Annotated in this window: 18 protein-coding genes; 11 read left to right on the plus strand and 7 right to left on the minus strand. The window is 69.6% G+C overall.

Annotated elements, in window-relative coordinates:
• Positions 1-164: 164 nt before the first annotated feature.
• Both HOW07_RS17655 and HOW07_RS19905 read right to left on the minus strand, forming a co-directional pair.
• Complete coding sequence (locus tag HOW07_RS17655) at positions 165-1598, minus strand: HAMP domain-containing sensor histidine kinase (RefSeq protein ID WP_175118025.1); 1434 nt, start codon at positions 1596-1598, stop codon at positions 165-167.
• A 4-nt stretch (positions 1599-1602) separates the two neighbouring features.
• The gene (locus HOW07_RS19905; protein WP_121292199.1) at positions 1603-2307 is read right to left on the minus strand and encodes a response regulator transcription factor; all 705 of its coding nucleotides are present in this window, start codon (positions 2305-2307) and stop codon (positions 1603-1605) included.
• A 197-nt stretch (positions 2308-2504) separates the two neighbouring features.
• Between HOW07_RS19905 and HOW07_RS17665 the strand changes: the two genes are divergently transcribed.
• From HOW07_RS17665 to HOW07_RS17685, 5 genes are all read left to right on the plus strand, one after another.
• Entirely contained in the window at positions 2505-4058 is a 1554-nt protein-coding gene (locus HOW07_RS17665) for a sugar ABC transporter ATP-binding protein (RefSeq protein WP_175118027.1), read from the plus strand.
• A complete protein-coding gene (locus HOW07_RS17670; protein WP_175118028.1) occupies positions 4055-5107 on the plus strand; it encodes an ABC transporter permease in 1053 nt (350 codons plus the stop codon). The genes HOW07_RS17665 and HOW07_RS17670 overlap by 4 nt, the downstream gene beginning before the upstream one ends.
• The gene (locus tag HOW07_RS17675; RefSeq protein WP_121292194.1) at positions 5100-6200 is read left to right on the plus strand and encodes an ABC transporter permease; all 1101 of its coding nucleotides are present in this window, start codon (positions 5100-5102) and stop codon (positions 6198-6200) included. The genes HOW07_RS17670 and HOW07_RS17675 overlap by 8 nt, the downstream gene beginning before the upstream one ends.
• 70 nt (positions 6201-6270) lie before the next feature.
• Entirely contained in the window at positions 6271-7332 is a 1062-nt protein-coding gene (gene rhaS / locus HOW07_RS17680) for a rhamnose ABC transporter substrate-binding protein (protein WP_064294864.1), read from the plus strand.
• Positions 7333-7458: 126 nt separating this feature from the next.
• Positions 7459-8529 (plus strand): hypothetical protein, encoded by a 1071-nt coding sequence (locus HOW07_RS17685; protein ID WP_175118030.1) that lies wholly within the window; start codon positions 7459-7461, stop codon positions 8527-8529.
• Positions 8530-8562: 33 nt separating this feature from the next.
• Here HOW07_RS17685 and HOW07_RS17690 read toward each other — a convergent pair whose 3' ends face one another.
• A complete protein-coding gene (locus HOW07_RS17690) occupies positions 8563-8976 on the minus strand; it encodes a PLD nuclease N-terminal domain-containing protein (RefSeq protein ID WP_071260424.1) in 414 nt (137 codons plus the stop codon).
• 48 nt (positions 8977-9024) lie between these two features.
• On the opposite strand from HOW07_RS17690, the gene HOW07_RS17695 reads away from it, so the two are divergent.
• The 3 genes from HOW07_RS17695 to HOW07_RS17705 all read left to right on the plus strand — a co-directional run bounded on the left by HOW07_RS17695 (position 9025) and on the right by HOW07_RS17705 (position 12690).
• A complete protein-coding gene (locus HOW07_RS17695) occupies positions 9025-9954 on the plus strand; it encodes an aldo/keto reductase family oxidoreductase (RefSeq protein WP_121292188.1) in 930 nt (309 codons plus the stop codon).
• 130 nt (positions 9955-10084) lie between these two features.
• Complete coding sequence (locus tag HOW07_RS17700; protein ID WP_175118032.1) at positions 10085-11146, plus strand: LacI family DNA-binding transcriptional regulator; 1062 nt, start codon at positions 10085-10087, stop codon at positions 11144-11146.
• A 101-nt stretch (positions 11147-11247) separates the two neighbouring features.
• On the plus strand, positions 11248-12690 hold the full coding sequence (locus HOW07_RS17705) for an L-fucose/L-arabinose isomerase family protein (RefSeq protein WP_175118034.1): 1443 nt from the start codon (positions 11248-11250) through the stop codon (positions 12688-12690).
• A gap of 47 nt (positions 12691-12737) precedes the next feature.
• Here HOW07_RS17705 and HOW07_RS17710 read toward each other — a convergent pair whose 3' ends face one another.
• Positions 12738-13346 (minus strand): DNA alkylation repair protein, encoded by a 609-nt coding sequence (locus HOW07_RS17710; protein WP_175118036.1) that lies wholly within the window; start codon positions 13344-13346, stop codon positions 12738-12740.
• Positions 13347-13385: 39 nt separating this feature from the next.
• Between HOW07_RS17710 and HOW07_RS17715 the strand changes: the two genes are divergently transcribed.
• Positions 13386-14255 carry an NAD-dependent epimerase/dehydratase family protein gene (locus HOW07_RS17715; protein WP_175118038.1) on the plus strand — a complete coding sequence of 290 codons (870 nt, stop codon included), beginning with the start codon at positions 13386-13388 and terminating at the stop codon, positions 14253-14255.
• Positions 14256-14273: 18 nt separating this feature from the next.
• Here HOW07_RS17715 and HOW07_RS17720 read toward each other — a convergent pair whose 3' ends face one another.
• Complete coding sequence (locus tag HOW07_RS17720; RefSeq protein ID WP_175118040.1) at positions 14274-15566, minus strand: MFS transporter; 1293 nt, start codon at positions 15564-15566, stop codon at positions 14274-14276.
• Positions 15567-15792: 226 nt separating this feature from the next.
• Positions 15793-16311, minus strand: a complete 519-nt coding sequence (locus HOW07_RS17725) for a hypothetical protein (protein ID WP_175118042.1) — start codon at positions 16309-16311, stop codon at positions 15793-15795.
• A gap of 161 nt (positions 16312-16472) precedes the next feature.
• On the opposite strand from HOW07_RS17725, the gene HOW07_RS17730 reads away from it, so the two are divergent.
• Both HOW07_RS17730 and rhaI read left to right on the plus strand, forming a co-directional pair.
• Positions 16473-16832, plus strand: coding sequence for an L-rhamnose mutarotase (locus HOW07_RS17730; protein ID WP_217485399.1), 360 nt, complete (start codon positions 16473-16475; stop codon positions 16830-16832).
• An 82-nt stretch (positions 16833-16914) separates the two neighbouring features.
• Positions 16915-18081 (plus strand): L-rhamnose isomerase, encoded by a 1167-nt coding sequence (gene rhaI / locus HOW07_RS17735; RefSeq protein ID WP_175118044.1) that lies wholly within the window; start codon positions 16915-16917, stop codon positions 18079-18081.
• Between the two features lie 163 nt (positions 18082-18244).
• On the opposite strand, the gene HOW07_RS17740 is transcribed toward rhaI, so the two are convergent.
• A complete protein-coding gene (locus tag HOW07_RS17740) occupies positions 18245-19078 on the minus strand; it encodes an alpha/beta fold hydrolase (RefSeq protein WP_064294873.1) in 834 nt (277 codons plus the stop codon).
• Between the last annotated feature and the right edge of the window lie 114 nt (positions 19079-19192).

Consider the following 19192-nt stretch of genomic DNA (forward strand, 5'->3'; position numbering starts at 1 on the left):
GCCGGGTGACGCCGGACGGGCTGGCTCATTGTTGCACGCAGGGCCTCCTCGCGCCCGCGCAGTCGGCTGTCCCCGGTCGTCTCCGTCCCCGACTCAGGAGTTCCTCGGCGCGGCGCTCCCGCCCGACCCCGACACACCGGACGACTCCTGAGAACGGGCGACGATCAGGCGGGATCGCCCGGCCTGGCCGACGCGGCGGGCAGGGTGACGACGACCTCGAGACCGTGGCCGGGACGGTTGTGGAGCACGATCTCCCCACCCGCGTTGCGCGCGATGGCGGCGACGATCGCGAGCCCGAGACCGGAACCGTGCCCGGAGGACCGCGTCGCGTCCGAGCGGCTGAACCGCTCGAGCGCCCGCGGTTCGAAGGCCGGGTCGAGCCCTCCGGCGTTGTCCGACACCCGCAGCGTGAGCTGACCACCGTCGTCGTCGAGCATGACCGACACCCGGCGCGGAGCACCCCCGCGCTCGGTGAACGCCTGCAGCGCGTTCCCTGCGAGGTTGTCGACGACCCGGCCGACCTCGTCGGCGCGCACGGCGTACACCGCCGCGCCGTCCCCCGGCCCGCTCTCGGCGATCGCACTCACGTACTCGACCTCGATCCCGGCCAGCGCGTCGTCCGAGGCGACCCGGAACCTTGCGCGCTCGACCGCTTCGAGCACGTCGGCCTCCAGCCTGGCCGCGCTCGTCCGCTCCTCCGGCGTCGCCGCCTCGATGCGGGACAACTCGAGCAGCGAGGTGACGAGCGCCGACAGCCGCGTCGCACTGCGCTCGGCCCCCTCGATGTCGGCGAGCAGTTGCTCGCGCGACGAGTCCTCGAGGCGCGCGAGTTCGAGCTGGGTGCGGAGGATCGCGAGCGGCGTCCGGAGCTCGTGACTCGCGTCGGACACGAGCTGCCGTTCGCGGTCGGCCGAGGCCCGCAGCCGCTCGATGAGGTCGTTGAGGGTGATCGCGAGCTGCGCGATCTCGTCGTCGGCACGGCCGACCGGCAGCACCTCGTCCGTCGACCGCTCGCTGAGGCTCTGCGCACTCACCCGGAGCCGGGTGACGGGCCGGAGCGACACCGTCGTCAGGATCCACCCGCCGGCCGCCACACCGAGGACGAGGAGCGCGAAGGACCCGACGAGGAGGAGCCGCATCTGGACGAGGACGGTCGTCTCCTCGGCCTCGTCGCGCCCGGCGATGACGTACCAGGTGTCGCCACCGACGGTCACGGGCTGTGACAACAGGATGTAGGTGGCTGAACCGGCGTCGACCGTGGTGACCTCCCGCGTCGCGGCGAGCGCCGGAAGTTGAGCGGCGAGCGTCGTCGGCAGGCTGAAGACCGGGATGGAGCCGTCGGGGGCGATGACGGCGATGCGGGTCCCGAGGCCGGGCCCCTGGAGCGGGTCGTCGGGTCTCGCCTGCAGCGCGAACACGTATTGCGCGCCGTCGCTGCGAAGCGCCTGCACGGTGCCGTCGCGGACGATGCGCTCCAGCTGGGCGTTGATCGCGAGCCCGGCGAAGAGCGACACGACGACGGCGATGAGCAGACTGCCCCCGGCGATCCGCGTGCGGATGCCGTGGTGCCGCGTCGACCGGCGACGGTCCGACGACACGCCGTCAGCTCCCTGCGGCGACGAGCGAGAACCCCACGCCGCGGCTCGTCACGATGCGGACACCCGCCTCCGCCAGGTCGAGTTTGCGACGGAGACGACTGATGTACTGATCGACGACGTTCGGGTCGATGTTGTCGAAGGTCTCCCAGACCTCCCGCAGCATGGCCGCCCGGGAGACGACGACGCCCGGCTCGGTAGCGAGCACCCGGAGGACGTCGAACTCGGTCCCGCTCAGCGGCACGTCGTGGTCACCGACACGCGCGCGGTGCCGGTGCAGGTCGAGCGTCAGCCCACCGACGTCCAAGCGTGGTTGCACGGTGAGCGCGTCCCGCCGCCGGACCGCGCGGATCCGGGCGGCGAGCTCGGCGAAGGCGAACGGCTTGATCATGTAGTCGTCGGCCCCCGCATCGAGCCCTCGGACCCGGTCGTCCACGGCGTCGCGCGCCGTGAGCAGGATCACCGCGAGCGTCGGGTCGAGGCCTTTGAGCTCGCGGCAGACGGCGAATCCGGAGAGCCCCGGGAGCATGACGTCGACGACCGCGACCTGGAAGCCCGCGTCACCACCGGATGCCGGCGCGATCGCCTGCCGCGCGAGGTCCAGTGCGGTCGGGCCGTCGAACGCCGTCGTCACGTCGTGGCCGTCCGACCCGAGACCGCGGGAGAGGAGGCCAGCCATCTCGCGTTCGTCATCGACGACGAGGATCCGCACGGTCGTCCTCCTTCGCCATCGAGCATCCACAGCCTAGGCGAGCCGACCTGGGCGCCGTTTCTGAAGGTCCTGTCAGGAACGACCACTTCGCCTTGCCGCCCGCGATCCGGCGGCCATACAGTGCAGGTGCTCCCGACCCTGAATCGATTCACATCCCGCCGGGAGCGAGCCCCTCACCGTGGAGGAACGGACCCTCAATGACGATCGACCATCCAGCGCAGCCGGCGCGCACCGAGCCCGCCGGGCGCAGCGCCCAGCCGGCGCTCTCCCTCATCGGAGCCGCCAAGACCTTCGGCCCCGTCGTCGCCCTGGCCGACGGCACCATCCGGATCGAGGCCGGCGAGATCCACGCGCTCGTCGGTGAGAACGGCGCCGGGAAGTCCACGCTCGTGAAGATCCTCGCCGGGCTCTACACCCCCGATGCCGGCGACTTCACCCTCGCGGGGAAGCCCGTCGCCTTCCGCGGGGTCGCCGACAGCAAGGCCGCGGGCATCTCCGTGATCTACCAGGAGCCGACCCTGTTCCCCGACCTCACCGTCGCCGAGAACATCTTCATCGGCCGCCAGCCGAAGAACGGCCTCGGCCTCATCAGCACGGGCGCCATGCGGAAGGCCGCCCGCGCCCTGTTCGGCCGCCTCGGCGTCCAGATCGACCCCGACCGCGTCGCCGAAGGCCTGTCGATCGCCGACCAGCAGATCATCGAGATCGCGAAGGCCATCTCGCTCGACGCCAAGGTCCTCATCATGGACGAACCGACCGCCGCACTCTCCGGCGTCGAGGTCGACCGCCTCTTCCAGGTCGCCCGCTCCCTGCGCGACGCGGGCGCCGGCATCCTGTTCATCTCCCACCGCTTCGAGGAGGTCTTCGCGCTGTGCGACCGCATCACGGTCATGCGCGACGGCCGCTACATCGCCACGCACGTCACGAGCGAGACGACGGTCGACGCGATCGTCCGGCAGATGGTCGGTCGCGACATCGCCGCCCTCTTCCCCAAGCAGGACGCGGAGATCGGCGACGCGGTCCTCACCGTCGACGGGCTGTCGCGCGCCGGTGTCTTCTCCGACATCTCGTTCACGGTGCGCTCGGGTGAGATCGTCGCCCTCGCGGGACTCGTCGGCGCCGGGCGCACCGAGGTCGCCCGCGCCGTCTTCGGCATCGACCCCTACGACACCGGACGCGTCACGCTCGACGGCAAGCCGGTCAAGGCCGGCGACCCGCAGGCGGCGATCGACGCCGGCATGGGCTTCGTCCCGGAGGACCGCCGCAAGCAGGGTCTCGTGATGGACCTGTCGGTCGCCCGCAACGCGACCCTCACCCTCCGCCACCGGCTCGCGCGGTTCGGGATCATCTCCGGCCGCCGCGAACGCGAGGCGGCCGAGGAATGGTCGGCCCGCCTCCAGGTGAAGACCGGCTCCCAGGAGTACGCGGTCTCCACCCTCTCCGGCGGCAACCAGCAGAAGGTCGTCCTCGCGAAGTGGCTCGCCACCGAGCCGACCTTCCTCATCGTCGACGAGCCCACCCGCGGCATCGACGTCGGCACGAAGAGCGAGGTCCACCGCCTCATCTCCGAACTCGCCGGTCGCGGCATCGCGATCCTCATGATCTCCTCCGAACTGCCCGAGGTCCTCGGCATGGCCGACCGCGTCCTCGTCATGCACGAGGGCCGGATCACCGCCGAGCTCACCCGCGAAGAAGCGACCCCGGAGACCGTGATGCACGCGGCCACCGGTTCCCTGGAAGGCGCACGATGACCGACACCACCACCAAGCCGGGAGGCGGCGGCCCCGTCACCGTCGCGACCGAGCGCACGACGAACCCGATCGCGTCGATCGTGCGACTCCGGGAACTCCCGGTCACCGTCGCCCTCGTCGTCCTCGTGCTCGTGACCTACCTCGCGAACCCGCTGTTCCTGTCTGCCCAGGGGGTGAAGGACCTCCTCCTCAACGCGACGATCATGATCATCCTCGCCGTCGGTCAGGCGCTCGTCATCATCACCCGCAACGTCGACCTGTCCGTCGGCTCGATCCTGGGGCTCGTCGCCTTCGCGACCGGCACGATGTTCGCGACGATGCCGCAGCTGCCGATCATCGCGGTGTTCGCCATCGCGACGCTGCTCGGCGCGGTGCTCGGTGCGATCAACGGTGCGCTCGTCACGATCGCGAAGGTCCCCGCCCTCGTCATCACCCTGGGCACGCTCTACATCTACCGAGGCTTGAACAACGCGTGGGCCGGTGGCACGCAGTACTTCGCGGACGACCGACCCGACGCGTTCGGGAATCTGTCCGTCGACACCGTCCTCGGCTTCCCGGTCATCACCCTCATCGCGATCCTCGTCGTGGTCGTCGTCGCCGTCTACATGGCCGGCACACGGTCCGGCCGCGACCTCTACGCGATCGGGTCGGACCCCGACGCCGCGAAGCTGTTCGGCATCCCGGTCGGCCGCCGCGTGTTCCTCGCCTTCCTGGCGAACGGCCTGCTCGCCGGACTCGCCGGCGTGCTCTACGCCTCCCGCTTCAACTCGGTCGGCGCGACCACCGGGTCGGGCATGGAGCTCGACGTCGTCGCAGCGGCCGTCGTCGGTGGTGTCGCGATCTTCGGCGGCAGCGGCTCCGTCGCCGGGGCCGCGATCGGCGCGATCCTCCTCACCACCATCACGAGCGCCCTCACCGCCCTGCGCGTCGACAAGTTCTGGCAGCAGGCGATCGTGGGCATCCTCATCCTGGCCGCGATCGTCATCGACCGCGTCGCCAGCCTCCGTACGGCCAAGAAACTGCGAATGAGCGAGGCACGCGATGTCTGATCTGAAGACCCCGGCAGCCCCGAAGGCTCCGTTCACCAAGGGCTCCGGCCCGCTCGGCACCGACACCACCGGCGTGCTCGTGGCCGAACCGAAGGGTCGCACCGGCGCTTCGCGCATCCTGCTCGGCCGCGACGCCATCATGATCTACGCGCTGCTCGTCGTCGTCATCGGCGCCTGCCTGCTCATCCCGCGGTTCGCCTCCCCTGTCACCGTCGGCTTCCTCCTCCTCGACGTCATCCCGATCCTCCTCATCGCGATGCCGATGACGCTCGTGATCATCACCGGCGAGATCGACCTGTCCGTCGCGAGCACCGCGGGCCTCACGAGCGCCGTCATCGGTGTGCTGTGGGCCGGCGGCGGGATGGACATCGGGGTCGTCCTCCTCATCGGGCTGCTCGTCGGAGTCGTCGCCGGCGCGTTCAACGGCTTCCTCATCGCGGTGGTCGGACTCCCGTCGCTCGCGGTGACGATCGGCACGCTCGCGCTGTTCCGCGGTCTCGCGCTCGTCGTCATCGGCGACAACGCGGTCGCGAACTTCCCACCCGAGCTCACCGCGTTCTTCACGTCGAAGATCGGCTCGACCGGCATCCCCGTGGTCATGGTCGGGGTCCTCGTCGTCGTGCTCGCCTTCGGGGTCATCCTGCACCTGACCCCCTTCGGCCGCGGGCTCTACGCGCTCGGGTACAGCACGGAGGCGGCGAGCTTCGTCGGCATCAAGGTCGCCCGCTCGAAGTTCTGGCTCTACGTCGCGACCGGCGGCGTCTCCGCCCTCGCGGGGGTGTTCTGGACGCTCCGCTACTCGAGCGCCCGCAGCGACAACGCCTCCGGGCTCGAACTCGCCGTCATCGCGGCAGTGCTCCTCGGCGGCGTCTCGATCTTCGGCGGTAGGGGTTCCATCCCGGGCGTCGTCGCGGGTGTGCTGCTCATCGGCACCATCAACTATGCGCTCCGGCTCGGCCGCGTCTCCGACGTCGTCCTCATCATCGTGACCGGGACCCTGCTGATCGCCTCGGTGGTCGGCCCCAGTATCTTCGAATCCGTCAAGCAGTGGAACCACCACCGACGGATCCGACGCAGCCTGCCCCAGCACTGATCTCCCGATCGGCGCAGCCCTCGGGGCACCCCACGCCACAGCACCAGGCGTATCCAGAAAGGAACAGACAATGCAGTCGATTCGAAACCGCGCAGCAGGCCGTCCGGCCCGTCGCGCAGCGGCCCTCATCGCCGCAGCAGCCTCCCTCGCGCTGATCGCGACGGGGTGCGCCACCGGCGACTCCGCGGGATCAGGTGGTGGCGGCGGTGCCGCGGAGAGCATCACCTTCATCCCCAAGCAGCTCAACAACCCGTACACGGACGTCGTGCTCGGCGGCGGCAAGGACGGCGCGAAGGCGGCCGGCTTCAGCGCCACCGAGGTCGTCGGCCCGCTCGAGGCGAGCGCGTCCAGCCAGGTGTCGTTCATCAACGCCGAGACCCAGGCCGGCACGAACGTCATCGTCATCGCGGCGAACGACCCCGACGCCGTCTGCCCCGCCCTCAAGGAGGCCCGCGACGGCGGCGCGAAGATCGTCGCGTTCGACTCCGACACCAGCAAGGACTGCCGCGACGTCTTCATCTCACAGGTCGTCGCCAAGGACGTCGCCCTGATCCAGACGAAGCTCATCTCGGAGCAGATCGGTGGCTCGGGCGAGATCGCGATCCTCTCGGCCACGGCCAACGCGACGAACCAGAACGAGTGGATCAAGTACATGGAGGAGGAGCTCGCCTCCAACCCGGACTACAAGGACATCAAGCTCGTCGCCAAGGTCTACGGTGACGACGACGACACGAAGTCGTTCCAGGAGGCCCAGGGTCTGCTCCAGGCGCACCCGAACCTCAAGGGCATCATCTCGCCCACGACGGTCGGTATCGCCGCGACCGCCCGCTACCTCTCCACCTCGGAGTACAAGGGCAAGGTCGCGCTGACCGGCCTCGGCCTCCCGAACGAGATGCGTCCGTTCGTGAAGGACGGCACCGTCACCGCGTTCGCGCTGTGGGACCCGGCTCAGCTCGGCTACGTCGCCGCGTTCGCCGGCAAGGCACTCGCCGAGGGCACGATCACGGGCAAGGAGGGCGACACCTTCGAGGCCGGCGACCTCGGTGAGCGCGAGGTCGGCGCCGACGGCACCGTCATCGTCGGCCCGCCGACCACCTTCGACGCGTCGAACATCGACAAGTACGACTTCTGACCCGTTCGCAATTCAGGACGATCTCGGCGCGTCGCCCCCGGACCCTCGGATCCGGGGGCGACGCGCCGTTCGCGTCCTGAATTGTGAACCGCACGTGCATCCGATGGCGGCGATATCGTGAACGCTGTGTCTCCCACCGCCGAGCCCGACACGACCGAGCTGACGCGGCACCTCCCGTGGAAGGAGGTCGTCGCCGACCAGCCCTGGGTCTTCCGCGACGCCGCCGCCGGCGCGGGCGTGGTCGTCGCGAGCGGGCTGTACCTCTGGTGGGCGGCCACGAGCCTGCCGCTGCGTCTCCCGGACGGTTGGGAGGGCCTCGGCAGCGGGATCGAGATCGTCGCCGGCATCGTCGCCGTGGTCGCCGTGCTGGCGGTCGTCCTCGGCGGTTTCCTCCTGACGCAACCGCTCACCGAGCGTCGCCTCCTCCGCGTTCGTCGCTTCGCCGCGGACAACGGTCTGGAGTACCGGGCCAACGGTGCGCCGCCCCCACCGGTCGGCGTCGTCTTCGGCACGGGCCTGCACATCGCGGTCACGAACCAGCTGCGCAGCCCGGAGGGGCGACGGATCCGCGGACGGACCGGGCCGGCGACGGTCGGCGTGACGATCGGCGACGCGACCCTCTCGGAGCGTTCGGCCTCGGGCGGTGCCGGCAAGACCCGCGGTTCGGTCGGTTTCGTGCACGTCTCCCTGCCCACGCGGTCACCGCACCTGCTGCTCGACGGTGTCGCCAACAACGGCGGCGCGCGTCGCGGCATCGCACGCACCGTCGAACACGAACAGCTCGTCTCCCTCGAAGGCGACTTCGACCGGCACTTCGCCCTCTACGTCCCCCGCGACTTCCAGGTCGAGGCGCTGCAAGTGTTCACCCCGGACGTCATGGCGCTCCTCATCGACCACGGCCGGCGCTGGGACATCGAGATCGTCGACGACAACCTCTTCGTCACCACGAGCGGGAGCTTCCGGCTCTGGGACGCGTCGGAGATGCTGCGGCTGTTCCGGTTCATCGACCTGGTCGTCCCGAAGCTCGGTGGACGCATCGCCCGCATGAGTCCGGTCACCCCGCGTCCGTCGCGTTTCGACGCGGGGACCACCCGTGGGGCGCGACTGCGTCCGAGCCGGAACTGGGTGCTCGTCCCCGTCCTCGTGGTCGCCGGACTCGTCGTCGGTGCCGAGATCCTCGTCGCCGTCCTCGACTGACCGTCGTGCGGACCGCGTCGTGCGCAGCAGCGGTCAGCGGGGCTCGTCGCGACGGTCGTCGTCCCGCGCGAGCTCGGCTTCCAGCTTGCGGATGCGCTCGGCGTCCTCCGCGGCCTGGATCTCGCGTTCGAGGGCCGCGAGCTGCTCCTCGGTACTGCTGACCGCGCGGTCGGGCTGGGACGGCGAGGGTGACGAGGATGCCGCGGGACCCCAGGAGCCGCTCGAACGGGACGCACTGCGCGGCCGACGCTCGGGGAACCTGATGCGGCTGTTCGACCAGTCCTTGCCGAGCAGGAACCACAGTCCGACGCCGATGAGCGGGATGAAGACGATGAGCAGTACCCACACGATCTTGGGCAGGTTGCGTACGACGGGCTCGGGCTGACCCACCACGTCGATGAGCGCGATGATCGTGAGGACGATGAGCAGCAACGACAACACGAACATGTCGTCAATCCTAGGCAGACCATCGGTGGGTTCGGCCAGGATGGTCGGATGAAGACCATCCCCCTGCCCCAGACCGACCTGACCGCGTCCAGCATCGTCCTCGGCCTCATGCGCATCGAGCCCCTCGACGACGAGGCGATCCGCACCCTCTTCCACACCGCACGAGACGCCGGCGTCACCGTGTTCGACCACGCCGACATCTACGGCTCGGAGCGTCACGGCTGCGAGCGCCGCTTCGGAGACGCCGTCACCCTCACCGCCGCCGAGCGCGAGCAGGTGCTCATCCAGTCGAAGGTCGGCATCCGCCCGGGCTTCTTCGACTTCTCGGAGGAGCACATCCTCCGCACCGTCGACGAGTCGCTCGCCGCCCTCAAGACGGACTACCTCGACCTCCTGCTTCTGCACCGCCCCGACAGCCTCGTCGAGCCGGAGGAGGTGGCTTCGGCGTTCGACGCCCTGCAGGCCTCGGGCAAGGTCCGGAACTTCGGTGTCTCCAACCACACGCCGGCACAGGTCGAGCTGCTGAAGGGCTCCGTCGAGCAGCCGCTCATCGTCAACCAGGTGCAGCTGAGCATCACCCACGCCCCGATCATCGCGTCGGGCGTCGCCGCGAACATGGCCGGCCTCGACCAGTCGATCGACCGCGACAACGGGATGCTCGACTACAGCCGCCTGACCGGCATGACCCTGCAGGCGTGGTCGCCGTTCCAGGCCGGCTTCTTCACGGGCGTGTTCATCGGCGACCGCGAGCACTACGCGGAGCTGAACGACGTGCTCGACGAGCTCGCAGCCGCGCACGGCGTGACGCCGTCCGGCATCGCGACCGCGTGGATCACCCGGCACCCCGCGAACATCCAGGTCGTGCTCGGCACCACCAAGCCGTCGCGCGTCGAGGAAGCGGCCGCAGGTTCCGACGTGACCCTGTCGCGAGAGGAGTGGTACCGCCTCTTCACCGCCGCTGGCCACACCCTCCCGTAGCGGTCGCCTCCGGACCGTTCTCAGGACTTCCGCGGCGTGTCGGGTGGAGATCGTCCCACCGCACCGGAGGAGTCCTGAGAACGGGACGAGGGTCGCGCCGGGTACGCTCGGAGTGGAATCGGAGGGCAGCATGGCGAAGCACGACATCGGGTTCGCCGCCGTCGCCAGACTCGCCGGCGTCTCGAACGCGACCGTCTCCAACACACTCAACCGCCCCGAGATCGTCGCCCCCGCAACGCGCGAGCGCGTCCTCGCGGCGATCGAGGAGCTCGACTTCGTCCCCAACCGCGCCGCCGCCACCCTGCGACAGGGCACGAACCGGCTCATCGGCCTCGTCATCCCCGACATCGCGAACCCGTTCTACTCGGCGATCGCCCGCGGGGTCACCGAGGCCGCGGCCGAGCACGGCTACACGGTCGCGCTCTGTGTGAGCCATGACGACCCGGACCTCGAACTCCGGCACTTCGAGATGCTCGCCGAGCACCGGGCTGCCGGCGCACTCGTCGCCCCGTTGACGGCCGACGCCTCCCGGCTGGCCCAGCTGCGACGGGTCGGCAGCCGCCTCGTGCTCATGGACCGCACCGCCCCCGAGGGCACCGGCTGCTCGGTCGCGATCGACGACGTGCACGGCGGGGAACTCGCGGTCGCGCACCTGCTCGCCGATCCCGCCCGAGTGTCCGCCGGACGCGATGCTCCCGTCCTCGCCGACGGGTCGATCGTGCTCGTGAACGGCGACCTGGCGATCCCGCAGTGCGCCGATCGACGCGAGGGTGCCCGGAACGCGTTCGTCGCGGCCGGTCTCGACCCCGACGACCTCCGCGAGGTCACCGTCGACGAGATGACCGTCGACTCGGGGCGCATCGCGGGCCGTCGGATCGCGGCAGAGACACCGCGTCCGACCGGCGTGTTCTGCACGAACGACCAGCTCGCGCTCGGCGTCATCAGGGGGTTGAACGACGGTGGTCTCGCGGTGCCCGACGAGGTGTCGGTGGTCGGCTACGGCGATCTCGCGCTCGCGGCCGACGGGCGGGTGCCGCTCACCACGGTCGAGCAGCCGAAGGACGAGCTCGGGCGCATGGCCGTCGAGATCCTCCTGGCCGAGCTGGGCGCCGACCGCGCGGCACACGAGCACGTCGCGCGGACGCTCGAGCCGCATCTCGTCGTCCGCGAGTCCGCTCCCCTGCCTGCCTGAGCAGCGGCGAGGCTGGACGCGGCGGTGACGCCCGGGTACAGTCGTCACCAGTATTTAATCGATTAAATACTCCCGTACCCGCACCCATCCAAGGATCGACGATGACCCACACCGCAGCAGCCGTCCACCCGCTCCTCACCCCGAAGGCACGGCGGAAGCCCCGCATCGGCCTCGTCGCCGGCGGCCTCGGTACCTACTGGCCGCAGTTCCCGGAGCTGCTCCCCCAGCTCCAGGAATCGGCCCGGTACGTCTCGGAACGCTTCCAGCAGATGGACGCCGAGGTCGTCGACGTCGGCTTCATCTCGGACGCGCAGGAGGGCGACGCCGCGGCGGAACACCTCCGACAGGGGGACTGCGACCTCATCGTCCTGTTCCTCACCACCTACCTCACCTCCTCGATGGTCCTGCCGATCGCCCAGCGCGCGAACACCCCGGTCCTCGTCATCGACCTGCAGCCGACCGAGCGGATGGACCACGCGAGCTTCGACACCGGCGCCTGGCTCGCCTACTGCGGGCAGTGCCCCGTGCCCGAGGTCGGCAACGTCTTCCGTCGGGCGGGCATCCCGTTCCGCTCGGTGTCGGGGTGGCTGCGTCAGGAGTCGGCGTGGGACCGCATCTCGCAGTGGATCCAGGCGGCGCACGTCCGCGCAGCCCTCCGTCACGCCCGCCACGGCCTCATGGGCCACGTCTACCCCGGCATGCTCGACGTCTCCACCGACCTCACCCTCCTGCCGACCACCTTCGGCTCGCACGTCGAGGTCGTGGAGTTCGACGACCTCCGGGTCCTCATCGACGAGGTGACCGATGCCGAGGTCGCCGACCGCATGGCCCTCGCCAGGGAGGTCTTCACCCTCGACGATACGGTGGTCGAGGACGACTTCGCGTGGGGAGCGAAGGTGTCGGTCGGGCTCGACCGGCTCGTCGACGAGTTCGCGCTCGACAGCCTCGCCTACTACCACCGGGGTCGCGACGGCGAACAGCACGAGCGACTCGGCGCCGGCATGATCCTCGGCGCGTCCCTCCTCACCGCTCGCGGTGTCCCCACGACCGGCGAGTACGAGCTGCGGACGACGGTCGCCCAGCTCGCGACCCAGGTCGCCGGCGCCGGTGGGTCGTTCTGCGAGATCCAGGCGCTGGACTTCGAGGACGGAGTCGTCGAGATGGGACACGACGGACCGGCGCACCTCGCCGTCAGCTCCCGCGACCCGCTGTTGCGCGGCCTCGGGGTCTACCACGGCAAGCGCGGCTGGGGTGTGAGCGTCGAGTTCGACGTGCGGCACGGGCCGGTCACGCTGCTGGGGTTGGGGCAGGACCGCGACGGCTCGCTCGCCTTCGTCGCATCAGAGGGCGAGGTCGTCCCGGGCCCACTGCTCGCGATCGGCAACACGACGAGCCGCGTCGACTTCGGGCGCGACCCGGGGGTCTGGGTGGACGAGTGGAGCGCGACCGGTATCGGGCACCACTGGTCGCTGTCGCTCGGGCACCGGGCGGCGGACTACCGGGCTGCGGCGAGCCTCCTGGGGATCGACTTCCGCCAGGTGTGAGGCGCCGTCGGTCTCTGAGTCGAACGCGGACCTCGCGACAGGACGGATCAGAGCACGGCGCGAAGACGCTCCATCGCGGGCTCCACCACGGCGATCGGCGCCGGCCGCTGCAAGCCGTCCAGGGCGACGGCCAGCCGACGGGTGGCGCGATCGACATCGCCGCCACCCGCACCGAGCTCGCGGATCGGGGCGAGCAGCGCCGCACGTCGCAACCAGGGCTCGTCCTGCATCCAGCGGTCGAGGACGCTCTCGGCCTTGGTCCGGGGCGTCCCGTCGAGGCGCTCCAGGAGCGGTCCGATGACGTCGGCGGCCAGCGGGTCGGCGAGCTCGGGCACCCGACCGGCGCGGACGAAACCTTCGATCCTCGTCAGATCGGTGTGCTTGAGCACCGGGACGCTCGACTGCAGCAGGACGATCGCGGCGAGCCGGCGCTCGAAGACCGGCACGGCCCACAGCTCCGAGGCGAGGGCTGTCAGCTCGTCGTGCTCCAGCCCGCGGAACTTCCGGAGCGCGTCCCGCACGGTGCCGCGGACCGCACCGACCGAGGACCCGTAGGACTGAAGTCCGTCGCCCAGCCGCTCGGCCACGTCCGCTGCGCGATAGCCGTCGCCCTCGTATTGGAGCGCCGCGTCGATGAACTCCCCCGCAGCACTCATCCCACCATTCTCACCCCTGGCGCCGGGTACGGTGGAGCGATGACCGTCGTGATCGTGGGACTCGGACAGCTCGGCTCGGACGTCGCCGGGAGGCTCCTGGCCCGTGGGGAGGACGTCGTCGGCGTGAAGCGCACGGCGCCCGAGTCGAACCCGGCCCCCGAGCCGAACCCAGCGCCCGGTTCGGTCGAGGGGCGCTTCACGCTCCAGCTCGGCGACCTCACGACCTCCGCCCCCGATCTCCCTGTGGAGACGACGGCGATCGTCGTGGCCCTTGCGCCCCGGGCACGCTCGGTCGAGGCCTATGACGCCCTCTACCGCGACGGTGTCGGGCACCTCCTCGCTGCCGTAGCCGCGCTCCCCGGCACCCCACCCCGCATCCTGTTCGTCTCGTCGACCGCGGTGTGGGGCGAGGACGGTGGGGAGACGATCGACGACACCACGCCGGCCGTCCCGACCACCGGCACCGCACGCGCCCTGCTCGCGGCCGAGGAGTCAGTCCTCGCCGCCGTGCCCGAGGCGAGCACCATCCGTTTCGGCGGTCTCTACGGCCCGACGGCCACGATGTTCGTCGACCAGGTCCGCGACGGCCACGTCACCCGGCCCTCCGGCTGGACCAATCGCATCCACCGTGACGACGCAGCTGCCGTGATCGTGCACCTGCTCGACCTGCCGGCGGCATCGCTCCCGCCTGCCGTGGCTGGCATCGACGAGGAGCCGGTCCTGCTGTCGCAGGTCGCCGATTTCCTCGCCGATCGACTCGGCGTCGCTCCCCCGACGCTCGACGACGCCGGTCGCACCCCGGAAGAACCGCACCGCGGCAAGCGCATCACGGCGGCCGCCCTCCGCGACACCGGATTCACCTACCGCTATCCCACCTACCGCGAGGGCTACTCGGCGCAGCTCCCCTGACCGGACGACCGGAGCGGATCACGGCTGCTTCGTCACCTCGGCCATCGCCCGTCGCCCGGACGGCACGAGCACGGCGACGGCGAGCACCACGAAGGTGAGCACGCCGGCGACGACGAGGAGCAGTTCGACGGACACTGTGTCGGCGAGCGGCCCGAACACGATCATCCCGAGCGGCATCGACACCGCCATGACGATGCCGACGAACCCGAACACGCGACCCTGCCGCTCCGGCTGGACGCGCTCCTGCAGGAGGGTCATCGACGTCGTCGAGAAGAACGGCACCGCGAGCCCGAGCAGGAACATGAAGCCGAAGAAGACCCAGAGGTTCGTCGAGAGTCCGAGGCCGATGGACAGCGCCCCGAACACCACCGAGGAGCCGACGATGAGGAGCACGCGGTTCCTGGTGCCGCCCCAGATCGCGATGATCGCTCCCCCGCCGACCATGCCGACGCTGAAGGCGAGTTCGTTCACGGTCAGCATCCACACCTCGTCACCGAAGGAGCGGGCGATCATGAGCGGCGTGAGGTAGGACGGCGCGACGATCAGCAGGAACACGATCGCGAAGAGGATGAGCAACCAGCGCACGAAGCCGTGGTGCCAGACGTAGCGCACACCCTCGGTGAGGTCGGCGAAGTAGCCGGGGCGCTCGCCCGACCGAACGAGCGTCCGCACCGGCACGAGCAGCAGCAACCCGATCCCGATGGCGGCCGTGACGACGTCGACGAAGAAGATCGCGACGAGCGACGCGCTCGCGTACAGCGCACCGGCTGCAGCCGGCGCGACGAGCATCATGGCCGACTGGATGGAGCCGTTGATGCCGTTGACCCGCATGAGCTTGTCCGTCGGCGTGATCTGCGGGATGAGCGCCGACACCGCCGGCATCTGGATGCCCGCGCCGACCGAGCGGATCGCGAGCGTGAGGAAGATGAGCCAGAGCTCGGCGGCGCCGTTGATGAGGAAGATCGCGAGCGCGAGGGTCGTGATGGCGATCGACCCGTCGGCTGCGATGATGAGCAGCTTGCGGTTCATGCGGTCGGCCCACACCCCGCCGAAGATCGACACGATCGCCTGCGGCAGGAACCCCGCGACGGCGGCGAACGCGAGCACCACACCGGACTTCGTCTCGAGCGTGAGGTGCCACATGATCGCGTACTGCACGAGCATCGAGCCGAACAGCGAGACCGTCTGGCCGGACAGGAACACCGCGACGTCGCGACGCCAGTGCGGGCTCTCCGAGGCGACGGTCGTCTCCTCCGAACCGTCGGAACCGTCGATCGTGGGTGCATCGGGTGGCGCGTCGTCGGCAGCCATGCGTTCCACGCTAGGGACTTGGCTCCGAGGTGTCCAGGGGCATCGGACAGCCGTACCGCGCCCCGATCGCGGAACCCGAGAGCTGGAACGAGACCCCGCTCAGTTCTCGAACGCGCGAAGGACGCTGCGATCGAGGCGAGGGCGGTGACGTGTGACCCGGCGCCCCCTCACGTGGATTGCGGGCGGCCCGAGTGTCGCAGGCGCCTGTCCGGCTCCGACGCGAGGGTCAGGCGCGACCGCCCGGTTCGGGGATGTAGGGATCGAGCTGGTCAGCATATGGGCGGTAGACCGTCCCGAAGCTCGCGAAATACGGCTGCTCGACGGTGCCGCCGAGATAGCACTGGGCCGTGCCCGATTCCGCCAGGTCAGGAGTGGTCACCAAATTGGTGAAATCGACGAGGACGAAGTACAGCCCGTCATCACGAGCGATCACCTTGGAGTCTTCGATGGAACGGTACACGAACTGATCCGGAGTTCCACCCTCGGCCGTGGCGTAGGTGTCTGCGACCGTCCGCGTGCAGATGTCGTAGGCGGTCTGGGCCGTCAGCGCCGTCGACTGGTCGACCGGTGGTGGCGACACCGCGGGCTCGACGGGCTCGATACTCGCAACCTCGGACGGCGACGGCGACGTGGATACCGGCGGAGACGCAGAGGGCGAAAGCGAAGGCGAAGGCGGTGCCTGGGTGCAGCCGGCCAGCAGGAGGCCAGCCGCGATGAATGGCACTGGCAACAGCGTGAATCTCATATCTTCCCCCGAAGTCGTCCTCGCCACGCTAGCAGCGTCCATACCGCTCAGCGCGCCGGAGACAGATGGGAGGAGGCGATTGACCGACCATCGCCGTCACGATTACCCTGAATGGCATTGATGAATCGATTCAGATTCCCCGAAGCCGAAGGATCAACTCGATGACGAGTGCCCGACCCCTGCACCGCGTGTGCTTCCAGCTCCAAGTCAAACCCGAGCGCCTCGCGGAGTACCGCGAACGCCATGCCGCCGTCTGGCCGGACATGCTGCGGGCCCTCGCCGACACCGGCTGGCACAACTACTCGCTCTTCGTCCGCGACGACGGCCTCCTCATCGGGTACTTCGAGACGGCCTCCCTTGAAGCGGCCCAGGCCGGCATGGCCGAGACCGAGGTCAACGCGCGCTGGCAGGCCGAGATGGGTGAGTTCTTCGTCGACCTCGACCTGCCACCCGACCAGGGCTTCCTTCGACTCACCGAGGTGTTCCACCTCGAGGACCAGCTCGCCGCCCTGCACGAGTAGCACCATTGAAACGATTCACGTATGCTGCAGTCAGCGCCGTGAACGCGCCCAAGACCACCGGAACACGCACAGAGAAGTGACCATGACCAGTTTCGACACCATCACCCCCCTGCTCGAGAAGCAGGCCATCGAACTCCCCTCCTGGGCGTTCGGCAACTCCGGCACCCGCTTCAAGGTGTTCACGACGCCCGGCACCCCGCGGACGCCCGAGGAGAAGATCGCCGACGCCGCCAAGGTGCACGAGTTCACCGCCCTCGCGCCGAAGGTCGCACTCCACATCCCGTGGGACCTCGTGGACGACTTCAGCGCGCTCCGTCGCTACGCCGAGGACCACGGCGTCGCGCTCGGCACGATCAACTCGAACACCTTCCAGGACGAGGACTACAAGTTCGGCAGCCTGACCCACAGCAACCCGGTGATCCGTCAGAAGGCGATCGACCACCACTTCGCCTGCATCGACGTCATGCACGCGACCGGCTCGCAGGACCTCAAGATCTGGCTCGCCGACGGCAGCAACTACCCGGGCCAGCAGGACATCCGCGGCCGGCAGGACCGCCTGGCCGACTCGCTCCAGCAGATCTACGCCCGCCTCGGCGAGGAACAGCGACTCGTGCTCGAGTACAAGTTCTTCGAGCCGGCGTTCTATCACACCGACGTCCCCGACTGGGGAACGTCCTACGCCCAGGTGGCCCAGCTCGGCGACCAGGCCCTCGTCTGCCTCGACACCGGCCACCACGCGCCTGGCACGAACATCGAGTTCATCGTCGCCCAGCTCCTGCGTCTCGGGAAGCTCGGCTCGTTCGACTTCAACTCGCGCTTCTACGCCGACGACGACCTCATCGTCGGTGCAGCCGACCCGTTCCAGCTGTTCCGGATCCTCTACGAAGTCGTCCGCGGCGGCGGCCTCGACGACGACTCGCCGGTCGCGTTCATGCTCGACCAGTGCCACAACGTGGAGGACAAGATCCCCGGTCAGATCCGCTCGGTGCTGAACGTGCAGGAGATGACCGCGCGCGCACTGCTCGTCGACCGCGACGCACTGACCGCGGCACAGGAGGCCGGCGACGTGCTCGGCGCGAACGGCATCCTCATGGACGCGTTCTACACCGACGTCCGCGGGCCGCTCGCCGCCTGGCGCGAGAGCCGCGGCCTGCCCGCCGACCCGTTCGGCGCCTACCTGGCCTCGGGCTACCAGCAGCACATCGCCGAGGAGCGCGTCGGCGGGACGCAGGCGAGCTGGGGCGCCTAGGCACACCCGAGCACGATGAAGCCCCGCGACCGACCCGGTCGCGGGGCTTCATCCACATCCGGACGTTCACAACTCAGGACGCGCGCGGCGTGTCACCACGGGCGCGCCGGCCGAGTTCGCCGACGCGCCGGAACGGACCTGAATTGCGAGCCGACCGAGCCGACTACTTCGCGAGGAAGGCGAGCAGCTGCTCGTTGACCTCGCGGTAGTGGGTCCAGAGCATGCCGTGCGGGGCGCCCTCGATCTCGACGTACTCGGCAGAGGGCAGCGCCTTCGCGAACACGCGACCGGTGGAGTCGATCGGGAGGACGCGGTCGCCGGTGCCGTGGACGATGAGCGACGGAACGTCGATCTTCGCGACGTCGGCCCGGAAGTCGGTCAGCCAGGTCGGCTGCGCCGCGACCGACGCGTACGGCGACGCGTTGTAGGCGAGCTGCGTGTTGGCCCGCAGCGCCTCCTCGCTCAGGCGCGAGCCGAGGTTCTCGTCCGTGTTGAAGAAGTTCTCGAAGAAGCTCGTGAAGAACGCGTAGCGGTCGTCGGTGACGGCGGCGAGGAGCCCGTCGAACACGTCCTGCGGGACGCCCGTCGGGTTGTCATCGGTCTGCAGCAGGTACGGCTCGAGCGATCCGAGGAAGACGGCCTTCGCGACGCGCTCCGAGCCGTAGGTGCCGAGGTAGCGGCCGACCTCGCCGGTGCCCATCGAGAAGCCGACCAGGACCGCGTCGTGGAGGTCGAGCCCATCGACGACGGCCTTGAGATCGGCGGCGAAGGTGTCGTAGTCGTAGCCCTCGGTGGGCTTGGAGGACTTGCCGAAACCGCGGCGGTCGTAGGTGATGACGCGGTAGCCGGCGTCGAGGAGCGCCGCGGTCTGCTTCTCCCACGACGAGCCGTCGAGGGGGTAGCCGTGGATGAGGACGACGGGCTGGCCGCTGCCGTGATCCTCGACGTACAGCTCCACGGAGGTGCTGTTCTCGGTTCCGACGGTGATGAACGACATGGTTCGATTCCTTTCGTCTTCAGCGTCCGGGCTCGTCGCCCGGTTCCACGCCCCGAATTGAGAACGAGCGTTCTCTTCGGTGTCCATCAGCATAGGGAACGATCGTTCTCAATG

It is taken from the genome of Plantibacter sp. MCCC 1A11337 (assembly GCF_013349365.1).
Classification (GTDB): Bacteria; Actinomycetota; Actinomycetes; order Actinomycetales; family Microbacteriaceae; genus Plantibacter; species Plantibacter flavus_A.